Source organism: Thalassovita litoralis (assembly GCF_900182725.1).
Taxonomy (GTDB): Bacteria; Pseudomonadota; Alphaproteobacteria; order Rhodobacterales; family Rhodobacteraceae; genus Thalassobius; species Thalassobius litoralis.
The window spans coordinates 36,564-53,959 of the sequence record NZ_FXTO01000023.1; the positions used below are offsets into that span (position 1 = coordinate 36,564).

Genomic DNA, 17,396 nt, shown 5'->3' on the forward strand with positions numbered 1-17,396 from the left:
TCAGAGAGGGCCGGATCAATAGCCGGTCAGAAGTTTGTAGATGCCGCGCGACCACGATCCCAAAAGCCGCACGATGATATTCAGCGCCACGGCATCAAGCCCGACACGGTGCAACACGCCGCGCTTGTGCGCCGCTTTCCAAACCGCTTGGGCGAGCTTGGTGGGTTTGACCTTGACGCCCAGCTTGTCGACGGACGCGGCCTTTTGCGTGGCCTCAAGGATCATCGGCGTTTGCACATAGGCGACCAGAATGGCGCTGACGTTGATGTCATGACGTGCCCATTCGATATTCATCGCCTCGGTAAAACCGCGCACAAAGAACTTGGTCCCCGAATAGATCGCGTGATCCGGCGTGCCATATTCGGCTGAGGTGGAGGACATCGAAATCACATGCGCCCCCGGTGTGGATTTCAGCGCCTTGAAGGCCGCATTGCAGCAGTTGACCACGCCCTTGATATTGACGTCGATTGTCAGGTCTTGCTGTTCTTGGGGGATGGTTTCGTTGGGTGCCATGAACACCACGCCCGCGCTGTTGAACAGCACATCCAGTCGCCCGCCGGTTCTGTCTGTGAAAGCCGCGACCATGTCGCGCACGCTTTCGATATTGCGGACATCCACCGTCAGGGGAACCGCGTTGGGGCCGATTTCGTCGGCGGCGGCCTTGGCCGCAGCACCGTTCACGTCGGCAATGCCCACAAGCCAGTTTTTCGATGCAAAAAGCCGGGCCGTTTCCCGACCAATTCCAGACCCCCCACCCGTGATGAGGATCGTCTTTTGGTGTGCCATATTTTCCTCCCACACGCCTCCACGTGTGAGAAACAGATTAGCGCCGCCGCAGAACGGGGGGTTCGTCCGAAGGGATGAGAAAAGGGATGAATTTCGGGGCTGGCGGGGATGAATATCCGCTCAGGCGGTGCCGATCAGCCCCAGACGCCGCGCCGTTGCCGCGGCTTCGGTACGATTCGCGGCCATCAGTTTGCCGTTGATATTGCGCAGATGGGTTTTCACCGTGGGCAGCGAAATGGACAGCACATCGGCAATGGCCTGATTGCTGCATCCCTTAGACATTTCCTGTAACACCGCCAGTTCCCTGCGGCTTAGCGGTTCCAGCGGAAGATGCTGACGATAGGGGGGCAGATCACGGGCCGGGCCGCTGGGGTCCAGCCGGTCCAGCCCCCCGGCGGGCAGGTCGATTTGTTGCGCGGTGGCGCACTGAACAAAGGCCCGCCGCACAGCATCGGGGGCGCGTAATACCGGACGCGTCAGCCCTTCGCGGCGGATCAGCACCAGCACCTCGGCCATTGTGGTTTCGGCGGCGGTGGTGTTGCCCGCCTGCATTTCCAGTTCGACAAGCAGCACATTCAGCCTGCACAGCGCCAGAATATTCCCGGCCTTCCGGGCCGCGATTATGGCCGCATCCAAAATCACGCGCGCGGCGTCTTGCCTGCCGCCGATCATTTCCCCCAAGGCGCGGGTTTCGGCCACGAACGCGCCATCGTAATGCGCCAAACGGTCGTCAGTTCCCGCGCGTTCCAGATAATCCTGCGCGGCCCCCAGATCACCGCGTCGCGCTGCCATTTGTGCCTGCATGGCCCAAGCTGCGGCTTCGATCCGGCCATTTCCACGGGTCCGCCCGGTTTTGCGCAATTGCCCCAACAACCGGCACGCGCCCGCATAATCATCCCCATCAAAGGCCAGTTCGGCCTGTATCAGGAAAAAATCCAACACTTCGTATGGCGGGGCAAGCTGTTCCACCAACCCGGCCCAAGGGGCGCATAAATCCAGCGCGTCCTGATCCCGCCCCGTTTCAAAGGCAAGCCGCATCGACAGCATGGCCGCCGCCATCCGGGCCATCGTTTCGGTATGGGCTTCTTCGGCTACGGCCACCACGGTTTCGGCGTGCATCCGGGCGCTTTCCACGCGGCCTTGCGCCAGTTCCAACCGGCTAAGGAACCCCTCGGCATAGGTCAGCCCATAGGAAGACCCGCTTTTGCCGTGTTCCACGCGGGCGGCTTGTGCCGTTTGCGCCGCGCCGGAATAATCCTGTGCGCAAAGCCGGGCGTAGGATGCGATGTTCCACAGCACGCCCTTGGAAAAGGCCGACATTTCATGATCCGCGGCGATCACGGCGGCGCAATGGTCTGCCAGCCCTTCTAATCTGTCGGTCAGCGCGTCGTGGAACGGCCCCAAATAGGCAATTTCGTTGCGCAATTCCCGGCTAAGATCGTTGCGCCGTTCCAGACTGTCGATCAGCGTCTTTGCGGTGTCGGGCTGTTTTTGCTGGGCGATCAGGCTCCAGGCATAGGCCAGCATGATCTGCGGATATTGGTCCCGCAGGGGGGCAGGCAATGGTCGCACCCAATGTTCAATCGTCGAAAGCCGCCCGGCAGCGAAGAAATCCATCGCAGAGGCATCAATCAACTGCGCGGCAAGATCCATGTCCCCCGCCGCCAGCGCATATGAAATTGCCGTGGATGGGCGCCCCTGTTCGGAAAACCAATGCGCCGCGCGGCTGCGCAGGTGTTTGACCCGATCCGCGCCCAAGCTATCCACACGCGACAACAGGAAAGACCGGAACAGGTTGTGATACCGAAACCAATCGGTTTCCTGTTCATAGCCGGACAGAAACATGTTGCTTCGGGCAAGGGTCTGCAACAGCGCGGCGCTGTCATCACGGCCAAGGATCGTATCGCATAATTCAGGCGAAAACTGATCCAGCAGCGCGCTGGCCAGAAGAAATTCGCGGATACCGGGGCTTTGGCGTTCAAACAGATCCTCGGCCAGATATTCGGCCAGCTCGGTATTGGTGCCGTTGAAGCTGGACAGGACGCTGTCCATGTCACGGCTGGACTTGGCGCTAAGAATGGCCATCTGAATGGACCCGATCCAGCCTTCGGTGCTGGAATACAGCGATTCAAGGGTTTGCTTACCGATCCGCTGCCCCGGCAGTTCCTGACGCAGGACTTGTGCCACTTCGTCTGGGGTAAAGCGCAGATCGCCCGCGCCCAGTTCCAGAAACTGCCCGTGCATCCGCAGGCGTCCGAATGGCAGATCAGGATAGGTCCGCCCGCCCAGAACCAGCGAACACCCGTTAGGCATTTCTTTCATGATGCGGCTGATGATCCCCAACGCCGCAGGGTCATGCAACTGGTCCAGATCATCCAGAAACAGGCAAAACCCATCCCGCAACCGCCGCAATACGGCGCTGAGCCGGGAAATCTGGTCCGAGGATGTGACGATTTTATCCAGCCCCACGGTTTCCAAGGGGTGCTCTGTTTCGGCATCGCCAAGGGCGGCCAACAAATGAAACAACAGCCGACCGGGATCGTTATCCGCCGCATCAAGCGTCAGCCACGCTGCATTTTCCGGGTCACGGGACAGAAACCCCTCGCGCAGCAATGTTGTTTTGCCAAACCCGGCAGGGGCATGAACCAAGGTGACACGGGAAATTGCATTGGCGGCAAAGGTTGTCAAAAACCGCGGACGCGCCAGAGTTTCGCCAAAAACCCGCGGGGGTTCCAGCTTGGAGCGTAGCAATACAGGACGAGCGGACCGCGGCACGAGTTTTGAGTATTCCCCTGACTGTAGCGGCCCAAGGCCGCCCCCCTGCGTTGGAAAAACCATTGCAGGATTTGGCGGGAAATAGATGCAGAAATCCGGCCTTCTGTCAAACTGGTCACGCTGCGCAGTCGAAAACCGGCACCGCGTCCACTCAGTTCAGCCGCCCCCGTTGCATCATTGGGGTAACGCTGAAAGCACGGCGATAAACCCGCGAAAAATGGCCGGGGCTTTGGAAACCACAGGCCATAGCGATGTCTGTCACGGAAAGCTCGGTTTGCAACAGCAGGTGTTGCGCCCGCTCCAGCCGCATTTCCATGTAGTATTTCTTGGGTGATGTGTTCAGGTATTTGCCAAAAAGCCGCTCTAGCTGGCGGGTGGAAATGCCCAGATCGCGGGCCATAAGCGAAGGCGCGACAGGATCATCCAGATGGGTGCGCATGATGTCAATGGCGCGTGACAAATAGGCATTGCGCATCCCATGCCGCGATTGCAGAGATACCTTTTGCGCGGACGAGGATTCCCGCACGGCGTTGTAAACCATCTGATCGGCCACGGCGACAGACAGATCATAACCGTGGTCGCGTTCAATCAGGTGCAGCATCAGGTCAGCGGTTGCGGTTCCGCCGGACGCGGTGATGTATTTTTCATCGGCGACAAACACATTGCGCAGCAGAACCACCTCGGGGAATTCTTCCATGATGCTGTCATGGTATTCCCAGTGAATTGCCATGTCGCGCCCGTCCATCAGCCCGGCCTTGGCCAGCACATAGGCCCCGGAACACAACGCGCCGATCCGGGTGTTGCTGTTGCGATCCAGCCGCCGAATGGCGTTGATCAGGGTTTTATGATCCTTGCGCTGCATATTGATGCCGGACATGACAAACATCCGGTCACAGGCAGGCAGGTCATCGAAACGGTGGTGGGTTTGCATCACGGTGCCATCGGAACTGGTGGCGGTTTCACCGTCCAGTGACGCATAGGACCATTTATATAACGGTCGCCCGGAAATCAGGTTGGCAATGCGCAGCGGATCAACCGCACAGGCAAAGGCCAGATGGGTGAAATCCTCGACAAGGGCAAAGACGAAATGCTGCGGGTCGTTCGATTTCATAACGTCATGCTCCGACGGGGATATGCCGCGCAAGATACCCCTGCGCGGCATTTGCGCAGGTGATTATTTCACAGCGCGGGCCGCTGCCAGCCAGCTATCATAGGCTGCGCGGTGGTCCGCGATCCACTGATCAACGTGACGGTCGATGTCAGCCGAGCTGTCCTCGCCGTCGGACATTTTTTTGTTCTGAGCAGAAACGTCGTTTACGTCAATCTTGGCAACTTCGAACAGTTTGGCCGCAGCCGGGTTGTCCGCCAGAAAGCTGTCTGTTGCCATGATATAGATGTTGTCGACCGCGAAGCCCAAATTCTTGCCACCAAATTCGGTTTCAGCTTTCACGCCATCGGGCAGCGAGGTGTAAGGAACCGAAAGCCATTCCACGTCCTTGCCGGGGACCAATGCACCGGAAACCCAATAGGGGGTCCAAGTGTAATACAGGATTGGTTTGCCGGTTGCGTTGCGGGCGATGGTGTCCGCCATGATCGCGTTATAGGCGCCTTGGTTGTGGGTCACGGTATCACGCAGGCCGAATTCGGTCAGTTGATGTTCGATCACACGTTCGCACCCCCAACCGGGAACACAGCCCGCCAGATCGGCGGTGCCGTCACCGTCCGAGTCGAATTTCGCCGCAATGGCCGGGTCTTTCAGGTCGCCCAGATTGGTCACGCCGCTGTCATAGGTGGCTTTGTCGATCAGATAGCCCTGAAGTGTGCCTGCCACGAACGGGCCGACCTTTTCCAACACGTCCTCACCGCCCGATTCTTCAAAGAATGCGTGTTGCAGGGTGCCCCAGTGGATCGGGTAAAAATCTGCATCGCCAGTGCCAACAGCCAGGTGCGCCGTCTGAATTTCCGCTTCCAGCGGTTCTTCGACGGTGTAGCCCAGATCTTCCAAAGCACGGAACAGGATGCGGCTTTGGAAATATTCTTCGGCAATCAGGCCGATCACGGGGCGAACGGTGTGGCCTTTGCCGGGGGTGTCGTTCGCCAGCAGCGGGCCAGCGGCCACCGAAAGCGCCAGTGCCGAAGCAAGAGTCAGATGTTTCATGGTTGTTCCTCCTTGTTGAGATGTCGTTCCAATGGTTATGGATTTTTGCCTGCCAGCCGCAGAACCAGACCAACGGGTCCGCCCTGCCACCAATGACGATGACCGCGGTCGCGGCCGGATTGGCCCATGCCTTGGGTGATACGGTCCAGCACGATGGCCAGAATGACGATGCCCAGACCGCCAACGATGGCCTTGCCTGCATCCAGACGGCCCATGGCGCGCAGCACCTCGTTGCCCAGCCCCTTGACCGAAATCATCGAGGCAATTACCACCATCGACAGCGACAGCATGATGGTTTGGTTCACGCCTGCCAGAATGGTTGGGGTCGCCAGCGGGATTTCCACCTTGAACAGGATTTGCCGGGGGTTGGCACCAAAAGCCCGCGCCGCTTCGACGACCGAAGGGTTCACGCCGCGAATGCCCAGTGATGTCAGGCGCACCAGCGGCGGCAGGGCAAAGATGATGGTCACGATCACGCCCGATACGTTGCCGATCCCCACCAGCATCACCACCGGCACCAGATACACAAAGGCCGGGATGGTTTGCATCGTGTCCAGCACGGGGCGGATTGATTTATCGAACGTGTCGTTCTTGCCCGCCAGCACGCCAAGCGGCAGACCGATGAAGAAGCACAGGATCACGGCCGAAACCACAATCGCCAGCGTTGTCATCGCCAAGCCCCATGCGTGGGGCGACAGGAACCCAAGGCCGAACATGCACAGCCCCACCAAAATCGCGGTGCGCCGTCCGGCGGCCTGCCATGCGATCAGAACCAGAAGGGCCAGCATCACCAGCGGCGGGACCGCATTCAGCCCCTTATCAATGCCGACGATCAGATCATTCAGGACGCTCTTGATCGGCTGGATTACCTCGCGATTGGAGATCGCCCATTGCTTGATGCCATCGGCGCTGTCTGCAATTCCCAGATCAACCGAGGAAAACGGATCAAGGATATTGAAGGTCTTTTCTTCTGCCATGTCTTTGATCCTTCTTATGCGGCCTGACCGGAATCGTCGGCTTCGCCCTTGATGCCGCGCAGCAGAGCGTTTTTGGTGATGATGCCTTTCGGCTTGCCATCGACCTTGACGACAATCGGGTGCTGGGTGGCGATGGACAGGTCCACAAGATCGTTCAGGGAATGTTCGGGCTGGGCTTCGGGCCAGTTTTCCACGTCAACAGGGCCGCGACGTTGTGTATAGGCGTCCAGCGGTTCCATGATTTTGCCAGCGGACACCAGTTCCAGTTTTGAAATACCAGCCACGAAATCCGCCACATACTCATCTGCTGGGTTCATCACGATTTCTTCGGGCGTGCCGATCTGCACCAGAACCCCGTCTTTCATAATCGCGATGCGGTCGCCGATGCGGATGGCTTCGTCCAGATCGTGTGTGATGAACAGTGTGGTTTTGTGCATTTCCGCCGACAGGGCCATGAACTGATCCTGCAACTGCCGCCGGATCAGCGGGTCCAGTGCGGAAAACGGTTCATCCATCAGCAGGATCGCCGGATCGGCAGCAATGGCACGGGCCAGCCCCACGCGCTGCTGCATCCCGCCCGACAATTCATCGGGGTATTTGCTTTCCCAGCCTTGCAGGTCCACCGCTTCGATGGCGCGCATTGCGTTTGCGGTGCGTTCTTTGACGTCATGCCCGCGCACTTCCTGGCTGAAGGCCACGTTTTCCAGAACGGTGCGGTGCGGCATCAGGGCCATGTTCTGAAACACCATGCCGATCTTTTCGGCCCGCAGGGCGCGCAGGTCTTTTTGCGAAAGCTCGTTGATGTTCTGGCCTTCGATATAGATCGCGCCAGCGGTCGGTTCTATCAGTCGGTTGATATGGCGGATCAGGGTCGATTTGCCGGACCCGGACAGGCCCATGATGCAGAAAATCTCGCCTCGGGCGACCTCGAAGGACGCATCGCGCACGCCTACCACGCAATCAAAGCGGTCGCGGACCTCTTCTTTGGTCAGTTCGTTTTTATTGATCGCTTCCAGCGCTTCTTTGGAGCGTTTGCCGAAAATTTTCCACACGCCTTCGCAGCGGATCACGGCCTCGTCAGTGTTTTGGTTCATAGGGTCCTCCCTTGAGGCGATATAAAATGCAGAAATTTCTATTGTAGACAACATGTATTTTTTGAAAGTACAAAGAAGATACGAAATACCGAACGAGTCAGAAATCGAACTTGTTCAAATTGGAGACCCCCGTGACCGAAGCGCCCACATCAAAGAAAGCGATTTGCCTGGAAGATCTGCGCCGGAAAATCCTGACGCAGGAATTCGAGCCGGGCAGCTATCTGGAAGAAGCGCAACTGGCGGAAAAATATGAAATTTCCCGCACCCCGCTGCGCGAGGTCCTGAACCAGTTGGCGGGCGAGGATTACATCACGCTGCACAAAAATCGTGGTGCGCAAGTGGCCCCGATGACCCATAAAACCATGCGCAATTTCTTTGTCGCGGCACCCATGATTTATGCAGCGGTTTCCCGGCTGGCGGCGGAACATGCCACCCCCGCCCAGATCATGCAAATCAAGGATACGCAGCTTTTATTCCGCAAGGCGATTCGTGATGGCAACGCCGCAGAACGCGCTTTGATGAACCAGCGGTTCCACGAAATCATCGGTGAAATGGCGGATAATGAATATCTGACGCCCAGCCTGCGCCGTCTGCTGATCGACCACACGCGCATTGGCATGACCTTTTATAACCCGCGTAATCAAACGCTGGCCGCGCAACGGAACGTGGCCGCCGATCAGCACGACCAATTCATTGCGCTGATCGAGGCAGGCAATGCCGACGGTGCCGCTGATCTGGCAGTGGCGCATTGGGAACTGTCCCGCGCCGAAATCGAAAGTTTCGTAACACCCCAGGGAATGACCATTCCGCTTGGCACCGCGCCAGGCGCCATGACGCAAAGAGGAGCCTCATGAAGTTCGAAGGTATCTATACACCTGTCATCACGCCGCATGGCGAAGATGGCAGCATCGACCGCGACGCCTTTGCCGCGATGATTGAACACCTGATTGCATCGGGCGTTCACGGGCTGATCAACGGCGGGTCCACCGGCGAATATTATGCCCAATCCATGCAGGAACGTCAGGACATGGCCAGTTTCGCCAAGGACGTTATCGGGGATCGGGTGCCGCTGATGGTGGGCACCGTGGCTATCCGGCTGGAAGATTCGATTGCTATGGCCGAACATGCCGCCAAGATTGGCGCGGATGCGATCCTTCTGGGTTCGCCGCCCTATTCGGTGCCGACGGAACGCGAAAATGCGCTGAACGCGCTGGCTATCGACCGCGCCGCCGATCTGCCGATCATGCTGTATAACTATCCGGGCCGGATGGGCATCAACATGGGCGAGGAATTTCTGGACCGCGTGGGCCGCAGCCGCAATTTCTGTGCGATCAAGGAAAGCTCGGGCGATATCAACCGGGTTCACCTGCTGGCGCGGGATTATCCGCATATCCAGATGTCCTGTGGCATGGACGATCAGGCGCTGGAATTTTTTGCCTGGGGTGCGCGGAGCTGGGTTTGCGCCGGGTCGAATTTCCTGCCGACCGAACATATCGCGCTGTGGCGGGCCTGTGCCGTCGAAGGCAACTTTGACAAGGGCCGCCGGATCATGTCCGCAATGATGCCGCTGATGCGGGTTCTGGAACAGGGCGGCAAGTTCATTCAATGCGTCAAACATGGCTGTGAGATGTCAGGCAACTACGCCGGGCCACCCCGCCCGCCGCTGAAGGGGCTGAACAAAGACGACAAGCGGCAGCTTGAACAGGTGGTGCGCGTACTGAAACGCACCGTGGCCGAAATCGAAGCGGAGTAAGCGACATGACCGATCTTCTGACGACCGAGGAATACAAGGCCATCGCCAAAGGCCTGAGCCTGCCGACACAGGCGTTTATTGACGGCGCATTCCGCCCGGCCATTTCTGGCGCGACCTTTGACAGCATCAACCCCGCCACCGGCGAGGTTCTGGCCCAGATCGCAGCATGTGATGGCGCAGACGTGGATTTTGCCGTTCAAAAGGCCCGCGATGCGTTCGAGGATGGTCGCTGGTCCCGCCTGCACCCGTCCGAACGCAAAGAGGCGCTGATCCGTCTGGCCAAGCTGATGAAGCGTAACGCGCGTGAACTGGCGGTGATGGAAAGCCTTGATTCCGGCAAAACCATTTACGACTGCGAAACCGTAGATGTGCCTGAAACCATCCACTGCCTGACGTGGCACGCCGAACTGATCGACAAGATTTACGATCAGGTGGCCCCGGCCTCGGACGATCATATTGCCATGATCGTGCGCGAACCTGTTGGCGTTGTCGGTCTGGTGCTGCCGTGGAATTTCCCGCTGCTGATGCTGGCGTGGAAAATCGGCCCGGCACTGGCGGCTGGCTGTTCGGTGATCGTGAAACCGGCACAGGAAACATCGCTAACCGCGTTGCGTCTGGCCGAACTGGCGATGGAGGCGGGGATTCCCTCAGGCGTGTTCAACGTGCTGCCCGGTGGCGGTGCGGATGTGGGCGAACCGCTGGGCCGTCACATGGATGTGGATATGGTGTCGTTCACCGGGTCCACGGCCACCGGGCGGCGGTTCCTGTCCTATGCGGGGGAATCGAACCTCAAGGAAATCACGCTGGAAATGGGCGGTAAAAATCCGGCCATCGTTCTGGATGACGCCGAAAATCTGGACCGCGTTGCCGCGCATATCGTCAACGGGGCGTTTTGGAACATGGGGGAAAACTGTTCCGCCGCGTCGCGCCTGATCGTGCAAAAGGGCGTGAAGGATGCGCTGATTGACCGGATTATCGCCCATGCCCGCGAATGGCCGATGGGTGATCCGCTGGACCCGGTGAACCGCGTGGGTGCCTTGGTCAGCCCCGCCCATTTCGCCAAGGTCTGTTCGTATCTGGAGGATGGCCCGAAAATCCTGATGGGGGGCGCTGCCGAAAACGGCTTTGTCGAACCTACGGTTCTGGAAGTCGATCAAAACGCCAAACAGGCGCGCGAGGAAATCTTTGGCCCGGTTCTGTCGGTGCTGACGGTCGACAGCTTTGATCAGGCAATCGCGCTGGCCAACAATACCGAATACGGGCTGGCGGCGTCGATCTTTACCGCCAATGTCAAACGGGCGATCCGTGGCGCGCGTGCCGTGCGGGCGGGAACCGTGACCGTCAACAGCTTTGGCGAAGGCGACATTTCCACGCCCTTCGGCGGGTTCAAGCAATCGGGCTTTGGCGGGCGTGACAATGGCATTCATGCCCATGATCAGTATACCCAGTTGAAAACCATCTGGGTGGACCTGAGCGATGACAGCGACGAGGCCGTAGATTGACACGCTATCAGGCCCGCCGTTTGCCGACCCTGTTGGGACCGGCTGGGTGGAACACACTATTGGGGCCGCAACCTGCGGCCCCGGACCTGACCGGATCGGAAACCGCCGACGTTGTGATCGTTGGCGGCGGGTTCGCCGGGCTGTCCGCCGCGCGGCGGGTCCGGCAATTGCAACCCACCGCACGGGTTCTGGTGCTAGAGGCGGGACGCATCGCCGACAGCTCTGCCGGGCGCAATTCCGGTTTCATGATCGACCTGCCGCATGAACTGACCTCCGAGGATTACGCGGGGGCGGGCGATGACCGGGTGGTGATCGCACTGAACCGGCAGGCGCAGGCCTTTGGGCGTGCTGCGGTCGAAGATTACGGGATTGATCCGAATTATTTCGATCAGGCAGGTAAGGTGAACGGCGCGGTCAGTCCCACCGCGCAGGCGCATAACGAAAGCTACGCGCAACATCTGGCCTCGCTTGGGGAACGCTGTGAAATGCTGGACCAGCGCCAGATGCAGGATATGACCGGATCGGCGCATTACATATCCGGCCTGTATACACCGGGAACGGTGATGTTGCAGCCCGCCGGGTATATCCGGGGGCTGGCGGCTGGGCTGCGGGCGCAGGGCGTTGGGGTTTATGAAAACTCGGCCGTGACCGCGCTGGAACGGCAGGGCGATGCCTGGCGGGTGGAAACGCGCGGGGGTCAGGTCAGCGCCGGGCGCGTAATCCTGACGGTCAACGGCCATCTGGAAAGCTTTGGCTTTGAAGAGGGGCGGTTGATGCAACTGTTCCTGTATGCGGTGATGACTCCGGAACTGGATGCCGATGCGCTGGCCCGGCTGGGCGGGCAACCGCGCTGGGGGATCACCCCGTCCGATCCGATGGGCACCACGGTGCGGCGGATTGATACGGGGCAGGGCGGTAATCGCATTGTCACCCGCACCTGTGCCACGCTGAAACCGGGCCTGGCCCTGTCCAAGGGCCATGTCGCCCGCGCCGCCCGCGTGATGCAGCAGAAATTCGATCAACGCTTTCCGCAATTGTCGGGGCTGCGGATGGAACACGCTTGGGCGGGGCATCTGTGCCTGAGCCTGAACAGCGTGTCCGTGATGCGCCAGTTGGACGACGGGCTGTTCGCGGGCTGTGTGCAAAACGGGCTGGGAACGGCACGCGGCACCCTGACCGGGATCGGCGCGGCGGAACTGGCCTGTGGGGTGGACAGCCAGATCACCCGCCATTTCACCGCCGAGGCACGGCCCAAACGCCTGCCGCCGCAGCCGTTTCTGGAAATCGGGGCGAATGCCGTCCTGCGTTGGAAAGAATGGAAAGCCCGCGACGAATAATCCCGCGCTGACAGGTCCATATATCAAAGAAAAGGGGGCGCAATGCCCCCTTTTGCATGTCCATCACCACCAAAAAAGACCCGCCATAACGGCGGGTCAGGTTGGGGATGATCTTAGTACGTCTGGTTCAGTTCCGACGCGGCGGGGATTTCGCGTTCCCGGCGGGCGATGTAGTCCAGCAAGGCTTCGTTTTTGGCCTCGTCCAGTTTTGGTTCTTCGTAATCGGCCAGCATTTTCCGGGCATATTCCAACGCCCGCTGGGTGATTTCCTTGGACCCTTCGGCCATCCATTGTTCGATGGAATTATTGTCGAACAGTTCCGGCATAAAGAACGCCTGTTGGAAATTATCCTGCGTGTGCGGATGGCCCAGATAGTGACCGCCGGGGCCAACATCCGGCACTGCGGCCAATGCCTGATCGAAATCGTGCCATTGCGGGCCGCGGGCCATTTTATAGGCCATCGCACATTGTTCCGCGTCCACCACGAACTTGGCGACAGAACAGTGCATCCCGGCCTCGTTCCAGCCAGCGGAATGCCAGATATAGTTCGCCCCGGCATGGATCACCGAAGACAGGGTGGTTGCGGATTCATATCCGGCCTGCGCATCGAATGTTTTGGCCCCGCCCAACGTGTTCGAGGTCCGCCACGGCACCCCATAGAACCGCGCCATTTGCCCGATCATGAAATTCATCAGGCTGATTTCAGGCGTTCCCGCCATCGGTGCGCCGGATTTCATGCTGACGGTGGACAGGTAATGGCCGTAAATCGCGGGTGCGCCGCGCCGGATCACCTGCGTATAGGCCAACGCGCTTAGGGCTTCGGCGTTCAATTGGGCCACGGTTGCGGGGACGGACGCGGGGGTATTCGCGCCGCCCAGCACGAAGGGCGAACACAGCACGGGCTGATTGCGTTTGCAAAACGCCCGCATCGCACCCAGCATGGTTTCATCCCAGACCAACGGCGAGTTGCCGTTACAGTTGCCGGTGGTGACGGGGTGGGTTTCAATGAAATCTTCCCCGAACAGGATGGCGCACATGTCCATCACGTCCTCGGCGTTCTTGGGGCTGGTGGTCATGCCCATAAACATCTTGTCGGAATGTTTCATCGACGAATAGGTGATGCGCAAATGCCGCTGGCTGATCGGGTGATCATAGGGTTCTACGATATGATGCGCGGTGGAATGCAGCGCGGGCGACATGTGCGACAGCTTGTGGAACATCGCCAGATCGTCCAGTGTGGGATTGCGCCGCACGTCATCCAGATCGCGCAGAAACGGCGCGCCGGTCATCGGCACGAAGACCGAATGCGGCCCACCCAGACGCAGGTTATTGGCGGGGTTGCGGGCGTGATAGGTGAAATCCGACGGGATCGTGGAAATCAGATCGCGTACCAGACCGCGATCCAGATAGACCATTTCGCCAACAACCTTGGCCCCGGCGCGTTTCCAGTCTTCTATCGCGATTGGGTCGCGGAACTGCACGCCTACGTTTTCCAGAATATCCATCGACGCGGCGTCGATCTTTTCAACCTGCGAGCCGTCCATCACCTCGCAATAGGGGATGGCGCGGGTCAGCCCCGGCAGCATGGTGATGTCGCGGGTGCTGCGCAATGTACGGCGGGCGCTGCGGCCACCGCTGCGCGACCGGGCGCGTGTGTTGGTATCAGACATCTCGATTCCTCCTGAGTCTGGGGGAATTTGCCTGTCTGGTGGCCCCTTGACGTGTAGGAATGCGAAATTCTGTTGCAGGAAACGACTTGGCCCACCCTGTCGCTGGTTCGGGTGAGCCGGATCACGCTTTACGGCAGGCTAAGCTTTGCCATGCGCCCGCCGTCCACAGTCCAGACCTGTCCGGTGACGAAGCCCGCGTCGTCCGATCCAAGCCATGCCACTAGCGCGGCGACTTCGGCTGGTTTTCCGGTGCGGCCAACGGGGTGGATACGGCCGATGTTTTGCCGGAACGCGCTTGGGTCGGGCATGTTTTCGATGAACGCTTCGTTCAACTCCGTGTCAATCCAGCCGGGCGCGACCGCGTTGCAGCGGATACCCTCGGCACCGTGATCGACCGCAATCGCCCGCGTCAGCCCGTGCAGTCCGGCCTTGGAGGCGCAATAGGCGGCGTGCTGCGGGTTCGCCCCCAGCCCCTCGATCGAGCCGATGTTGACGATTGCGCCTTGCGTGGCACGCAGATGCGGGAGAGCGGCCTTGATCAGCAGGAAGGGCGCCGTCAGGTTCACCCGCATCGTGCGCTCCCAATCGGCAAGGCTCATGTCCTCGGCCAGCGCCTCTTGCATCAGGCCCGCGTTGTTCACCAACAAATCCAGCCGTCCGGCCTTGGCGATGACCTCGGCCACCACCTGCGCGGGGGCGAGGTCATCGGTGAAATCCGCCGCGATGCCCTCAAACGCCGCATCACCACCCCGTTGCGCGGTGAAGACCCGCGCGCCCTCGGCGGCCAGACGGGTGGCAATCGCCTGCCCGATGCCGCTGCGCCCGCCGGTAACGAGCGCAACCTTTCCCCCGTAGCGGCTCATTTGACCGGCTTCCCGCCATTCACCTCAACCACCGCACCGCACATGTAGCGCGCCGCATCCGAGGCGAGGAACAGGATCACATCGGTAATATCCTCAGGCTCGGCGATGCGCCCCAAAGGCACGGTTTTGCCCAGTTCCGCCACGGCGGTATCGGGGTCAAACCCGCGTTTGGCAAAGCCCGTGCGCAGCATCGGCGTGTTCACCTCGTTCGGCGCAACGGCGTTGATCCGCACGCCCTGATGCGCGTGATCCATCCCCATGCATTGCGTGAGCGAGGCAATCGCCGCCTTGGTCATGCAATAAACCGCGTGATAACGCCCGCGTTGTTCGCCACAATATCAAGCCGCCCCAAGGCCTTGGCCGCCGCTGCGGGCAGGCCATCGGCATAGGCCGCATCAAGCAAATTGCCATCCAGATGCGCCTCGGCCTCAATGGCTGATGTATCGCGATCCGCCACCGCCACGCGCGCGCCTTCGGCCCTGAGCGCCCGCACAACGGCCGCACCAATCCCGCCCGCTGCCCCGGTGACGAGGGCGGTTTTTCCTGTAAATCTCATGTTGGTCTCCTCAGCCAAACGATGCGATGGGCGCGCCGAAGATGCCTTCGTCGGGCACCACGCCCAGACCCGGCCCCTCGGGCAGTTTGATATGGCCACCCTCGATGCGGATGCCATTCTTGCTGTCGTAATTGCCCTCGACGTAAGGCGCGGCGAGCCAGACGCCCTCCATCAGACGCGGTGAGACGGTGGCACCGATATGGGTGCAGGCGGCGTTGATGATGTCGCCCCCCCAGGCATCGTCGCAGGTATGCGGCAGGGTGCGCGCCTCGCAAATATCGCGGAAGGTGGCCATGGCGTGCAATCCGCCAATGCGCGTGACCTTCATGCCAAAGCCATCAACCAGCCCCTGCCCCACGGCGCGAATGACCGTGGCCAGATCTTCGCCGTTTTCGTCCATGTAGATGCCGTGATGCACCTGCGACCGGATCGCGGCGATTTCCTCAAGCGTGTTGCAGGGCTGCTCCATGATGAAAGGAATATCCGGGCATTCGCGCGACAGGCGCAGCGCGTCGCGGGTGGGCAGGCCACGGTTGCCATCGGCCGCCAAACGCATACCGCTGTCCCGGATCACCTCCCAGACCTTGCGCAGCACTTCGATGTCTACCTCCACCGGGCGACCACCGATTTTGACTTGCATACGCGGGTAGCCCTCGGCCATCTTCTCGGCGGCAATGCGGGCAATTTCGTCGGGGGCGCCCACGCCGCTGGCGTAATAAGAGGGCACGCGCTCGGTGACCGCGCCGCCCAAAAGATCGGCCACGCGCAGCCCCGTTGCCTTGCCCAAGAGGTCATAGGCGGCAATGTCGATGGCGGCCTTGGCGTAGCGGTGGCCGTTCAGCAAGCCATCCATGCGACGGCGCAGCAAAAGCGGGTGCAGCGGGTTCGCACCGATCAGCCCTTGCGCCATCTCGATCAGCGCCGCGCGCGCACCAAGCGCATGTTGGGGCTGATAGGTCGGGCCAACCGGGCAGGTCTCGCCCCAGCCCACAAGGCCGGTATCGGTGACGATGCGCACAAGCGTGGTGTCAAGCGACCAGACCTCGGCATTGGCCATTTTGTAAGGGCCGTTTTTGACCGGAAGCTGGTGGGAGTAGAGATGAATTTCCGTGATCTTCATGATCGGCCCTGTTGGATGGTTGCGGTGGAATTCAGGTAATGCCTTCGGCGGCAAGGGCAGCACGGGCGGCGCGCATGGCGGCCTCGGTCGCGCGCTCGCGGCCTTGCAGCCGGGCGGCCTGCGTCACGCCCTCGTGCAAGAGAAACAGCGTTTCGGCCAGATCGGCGGTGTCACGATCAGGCACGACCCGCGCAAGCCGCTGGCGGAACTCATCAGCAAGCCGCGCTTTGTGGTCGGTGACGATGGCGGCAATCGCTTTGCTTTCGGGGTATTCGGCCCAGGCGTTCAGGAACAGACAGCCGGTATTCGCCACCTCGGCCAGCCAGTCGCACAGCCGCACAAGGGGGTGCAGAATATACTCGACCCCTTCTTTCGGCCCGCCTGCCAGCCACTCGAAATACGCGGCGTCGCGGTGTTCCAGCGCCCCTACGATCATCGCCTCGCGGCTGGGGAAATGTTTGTAAAGCGTGCGCAGCGAGACATCGGCCTCGGCGCGCAGGGCTTCGACGCCCTGATCGGCAAAGCCGGCCTCGGCAAAGGTGCGGTCAAGTTCGGTGGCGATTCTGAGTTTGGTATTGGTCATTGCCAAGTGGTAGAGCGATCACTCTACCTCGTGCAAGAAAAAAGTAGAGCGATCACTCTACCCTCCAATATCGAGAGTACCCCGTGTGTATCAGGATGGCCCAGTTAAAGGCGTGACGCTTTAGGCTCAGGACTCATAACCAAAACATGACTGTTGCGGCGAGAGCGATGGCCGAGAGGAAGACTTCGGGGCAGCGGTCATATCGGGTGGCGACCCGCCGCC

General features: G+C 60.3%; 16 protein-coding genes and 1 pseudogene. 4 read left to right on the forward strand and 13 right to left on the reverse strand.

The features are described from left to right. Window positions 1–15: 15 nt before the first annotated feature. The 6 genes from FN828_RS14830 to FN828_RS14855 all read right to left on the reverse strand — a co-directional run bounded on the left by FN828_RS14830 (window position 16) and on the right by FN828_RS14855 (window position 7,790). On the reverse strand, window positions 16–786 hold the full coding sequence (locus tag FN828_RS14830; RefSeq protein ID WP_142494260.1) for an SDR family oxidoreductase: 771 nt from the start codon (window positions 784–786) through the stop codon (window positions 16–18). A 120-nt stretch (window positions 787–906) separates the two neighbouring features. After that, window positions 907–3,561 carry a LuxR C-terminal-related transcriptional regulator gene (locus tag FN828_RS14835; protein ID WP_185959039.1) on the reverse strand — a complete coding sequence of 885 codons (2,655 nt, stop codon included), beginning with the start codon at window positions 3,559–3,561 and terminating at the stop codon, window positions 907–909. A gap of 151 nt (window positions 3,562–3,712) precedes the next feature. Next, window positions 3,713–4,672 (reverse strand): GlxA family transcriptional regulator, encoded by a 960-nt coding sequence (locus FN828_RS14840; protein WP_142494262.1) that lies wholly within the window; start codon window positions 4,670–4,672, stop codon window positions 3,713–3,715. Window positions 4,673–4,735: 63 nt separating this feature from the next. Next, the gene (proX, locus tag FN828_RS14845; RefSeq protein WP_142494263.1) at window positions 4,736–5,719 is read right to left on the reverse strand and encodes a glycine betaine/L-proline ABC transporter substrate-binding protein ProX; all 984 of its coding nucleotides are present in this window, start codon (window positions 5,717–5,719) and stop codon (window positions 4,736–4,738) included. A 35-nt stretch (window positions 5,720–5,754) separates the two neighbouring features. Further along, window positions 5,755–6,696, reverse strand: coding sequence for an ABC transporter permease (locus FN828_RS14850; RefSeq protein WP_142494264.1), 942 nt, complete (start codon window positions 6,694–6,696; stop codon window positions 5,755–5,757). Window positions 6,697–6,710: 14 nt separating this feature from the next. After that, complete coding sequence (locus FN828_RS14855) at window positions 6,711–7,790, reverse strand: quaternary amine ABC transporter ATP-binding protein (protein ID WP_142494265.1); 1,080 nt, start codon at window positions 7,788–7,790, stop codon at window positions 6,711–6,713. A 131-nt stretch (window positions 7,791–7,921) separates the two neighbouring features. Here FN828_RS14855 and FN828_RS14860 point away from each other — a divergent pair, with 131 nt between their 5' ends. The 4 genes from FN828_RS14860 to FN828_RS14875 are packed head-to-tail and all read left to right on the forward strand — an operon-like array spanning window position 7,922 to window position 12,382. Beyond that, window positions 7,922–8,644 carry a GntR family transcriptional regulator gene (locus tag FN828_RS14860; RefSeq protein ID WP_142494266.1) on the forward strand — a complete coding sequence of 241 codons (723 nt, stop codon included), beginning with the start codon at window positions 7,922–7,924 and terminating at the stop codon, window positions 8,642–8,644. Next, window positions 8,641–9,543, forward strand: a complete 903-nt coding sequence (locus FN828_RS14865; RefSeq protein WP_142494267.1) for a dihydrodipicolinate synthase family protein — start codon at window positions 8,641–8,643, stop codon at window positions 9,541–9,543. The genes FN828_RS14860 and FN828_RS14865 overlap by 4 nt, the downstream gene beginning before the upstream one ends. 5 nt (window positions 9,544–9,548) lie before the next feature. Further along, the gene (locus FN828_RS14870; RefSeq protein ID WP_142494268.1) at window positions 9,549–11,045 is read left to right on the forward strand and encodes an aldehyde dehydrogenase; all 1,497 of its coding nucleotides are present in this window, start codon (window positions 9,549–9,551) and stop codon (window positions 11,043–11,045) included. After that, window positions 11,042–12,382: an NAD(P)/FAD-dependent oxidoreductase gene (locus FN828_RS14875; protein ID WP_142494269.1), complete on the forward strand. Its 1,341-nt coding sequence runs from the start codon at window positions 11,042–11,044 to the stop codon at window positions 12,380–12,382. The genes FN828_RS14870 and FN828_RS14875 overlap by 4 nt, the downstream gene beginning before the upstream one ends. Window positions 12,383–12,495: 113 nt before the next feature. Here the strand turns inward: FN828_RS14875 and FN828_RS14880 are convergent, their stop codons facing one another. The 7 genes and pseudogenes from FN828_RS14880 to FN828_RS14905 all read right to left on the reverse strand — a co-directional run. Beyond that, window positions 12,496–14,052, reverse strand: a complete 1,557-nt coding sequence (locus FN828_RS14880) for a trimethylamine methyltransferase family protein (RefSeq protein ID WP_142494270.1) — start codon at window positions 14,050–14,052, stop codon at window positions 12,496–12,498. Between the two features lie 128 nt (window positions 14,053–14,180). Continuing rightward, entirely contained in the window at window positions 14,181–14,915 is a 735-nt protein-coding gene (locus tag FN828_RS14885) for an SDR family NAD(P)-dependent oxidoreductase (protein ID WP_142494271.1), read from the reverse strand. Continuing rightward, window positions 14,912–15,211 (reverse strand): SDR family oxidoreductase, encoded by a 300-nt coding sequence (locus tag FN828_RS20755; RefSeq protein WP_235891495.1) that lies wholly within the window; start codon window positions 15,209–15,211, stop codon window positions 14,912–14,914. Before FN828_RS20755 ends, FN828_RS14885 begins: the two co-directional genes overlap by 4 nt. Next, complete coding sequence (locus FN828_RS20760) at window positions 15,208–15,471, reverse strand: SDR family NAD(P)-dependent oxidoreductase (RefSeq protein WP_221930557.1); 264 nt, start codon at window positions 15,469–15,471, stop codon at window positions 15,208–15,210. Before FN828_RS20760 ends, FN828_RS20755 begins: the two co-directional genes overlap by 4 nt. A gap of 10 nt (window positions 15,472–15,481) precedes the next feature. Next, complete coding sequence (locus tag FN828_RS14895; protein WP_142494272.1) at window positions 15,482–16,591, reverse strand: mandelate racemase/muconate lactonizing enzyme family protein; 1,110 nt, start codon at window positions 16,589–16,591, stop codon at window positions 15,482–15,484. A gap of 31 nt (window positions 16,592–16,622) precedes the next feature. Continuing rightward, window positions 16,623–17,174 (reverse strand): TetR/AcrR family transcriptional regulator, encoded by a 552-nt coding sequence (locus tag FN828_RS14900; RefSeq protein WP_142494273.1) that lies wholly within the window; start codon window positions 17,172–17,174, stop codon window positions 16,623–16,625. A 133-nt stretch (window positions 17,175–17,307) separates the two neighbouring features. Next, a pseudogene (locus tag FN828_RS14905) lies at window positions 17,308–17,396 on the reverse strand (IS5/IS1182 family transposase); the annotation flags it as partial.

Bases quoted from the DNA above. Each gene is read 5' to 3' on its own strand.
- FN828_RS14830 (WP_142494260.1), bottom strand. From the start codon at position 786: ATGGCACACCAAAAGACGATCCTCATCACGGGTGGGGGGTCTGGAATT.
- FN828_RS14840 (WP_142494262.1), bottom strand. From the start codon at position 4,672: ATGAAATCGAACGACCCGCAGCATTTCGTCTTTGCCCTTGTCGAGGAT.
- proX (WP_142494263.1), bottom strand. From the start codon at position 5,719: ATGAAACATCTGACTCTTGCTTCGGCACTGGCGCTTTCGGTGGCCGCT.
- FN828_RS14850 (WP_142494264.1), bottom strand. From the start codon at position 6,696: ATGGCAGAAGAAAAGACCTTCAATATCCTTGATCCGTTTTCCTCGGTT.
- FN828_RS14855 (WP_142494265.1), bottom strand. From the start codon at position 7,790: ATGAACCAAAACACTGACGAGGCCGTGATCCGCTGCGAAGGCGTGTGG.
- FN828_RS14865 (WP_142494267.1), top strand. From the start codon at position 8,641: ATGAAGTTCGAAGGTATCTATACACCTGTCATCACGCCGCATGGCGAA.
- FN828_RS14870 (WP_142494268.1), top strand. From the start codon at position 9,549: ATGACCGATCTTCTGACGACCGAGGAATACAAGGCCATCGCCAAAGGC.
- FN828_RS14880 (WP_142494270.1), bottom strand. From the start codon at position 14,052: ATGTCTGATACCAACACACGCGCCCGGTCGCGCAGCGGTGGCCGCAGC.
- FN828_RS14885 (WP_142494271.1), bottom strand. From the start codon at position 14,915: ATGAGCCGCTACGGGGGAAAGGTTGCGCTCGTTACCGGCGGGCGCAGC.
- FN828_RS20755 (WP_235891495.1), bottom strand. From the start codon at position 15,211: ATGACCAAGGCGGCGATTGCCTCGCTCACGCAATGCATGGGGATGGAT.
- FN828_RS20760 (WP_221930557.1), bottom strand. From the start codon at position 15,471: ATGAGATTTACAGGAAAAACCGCCCTCGTCACCGGGGCAGCGGGCGGG.
- FN828_RS14895 (WP_142494272.1), bottom strand. From the start codon at position 16,591: ATGAAGATCACGGAAATTCATCTCTACTCCCACCAGCTTCCGGTCAAA.
- FN828_RS14900 (WP_142494273.1), bottom strand. From the start codon at position 17,174: ATGACCAATACCAAACTCAGAATCGCCACCGAACTTGACCGCACCTTT.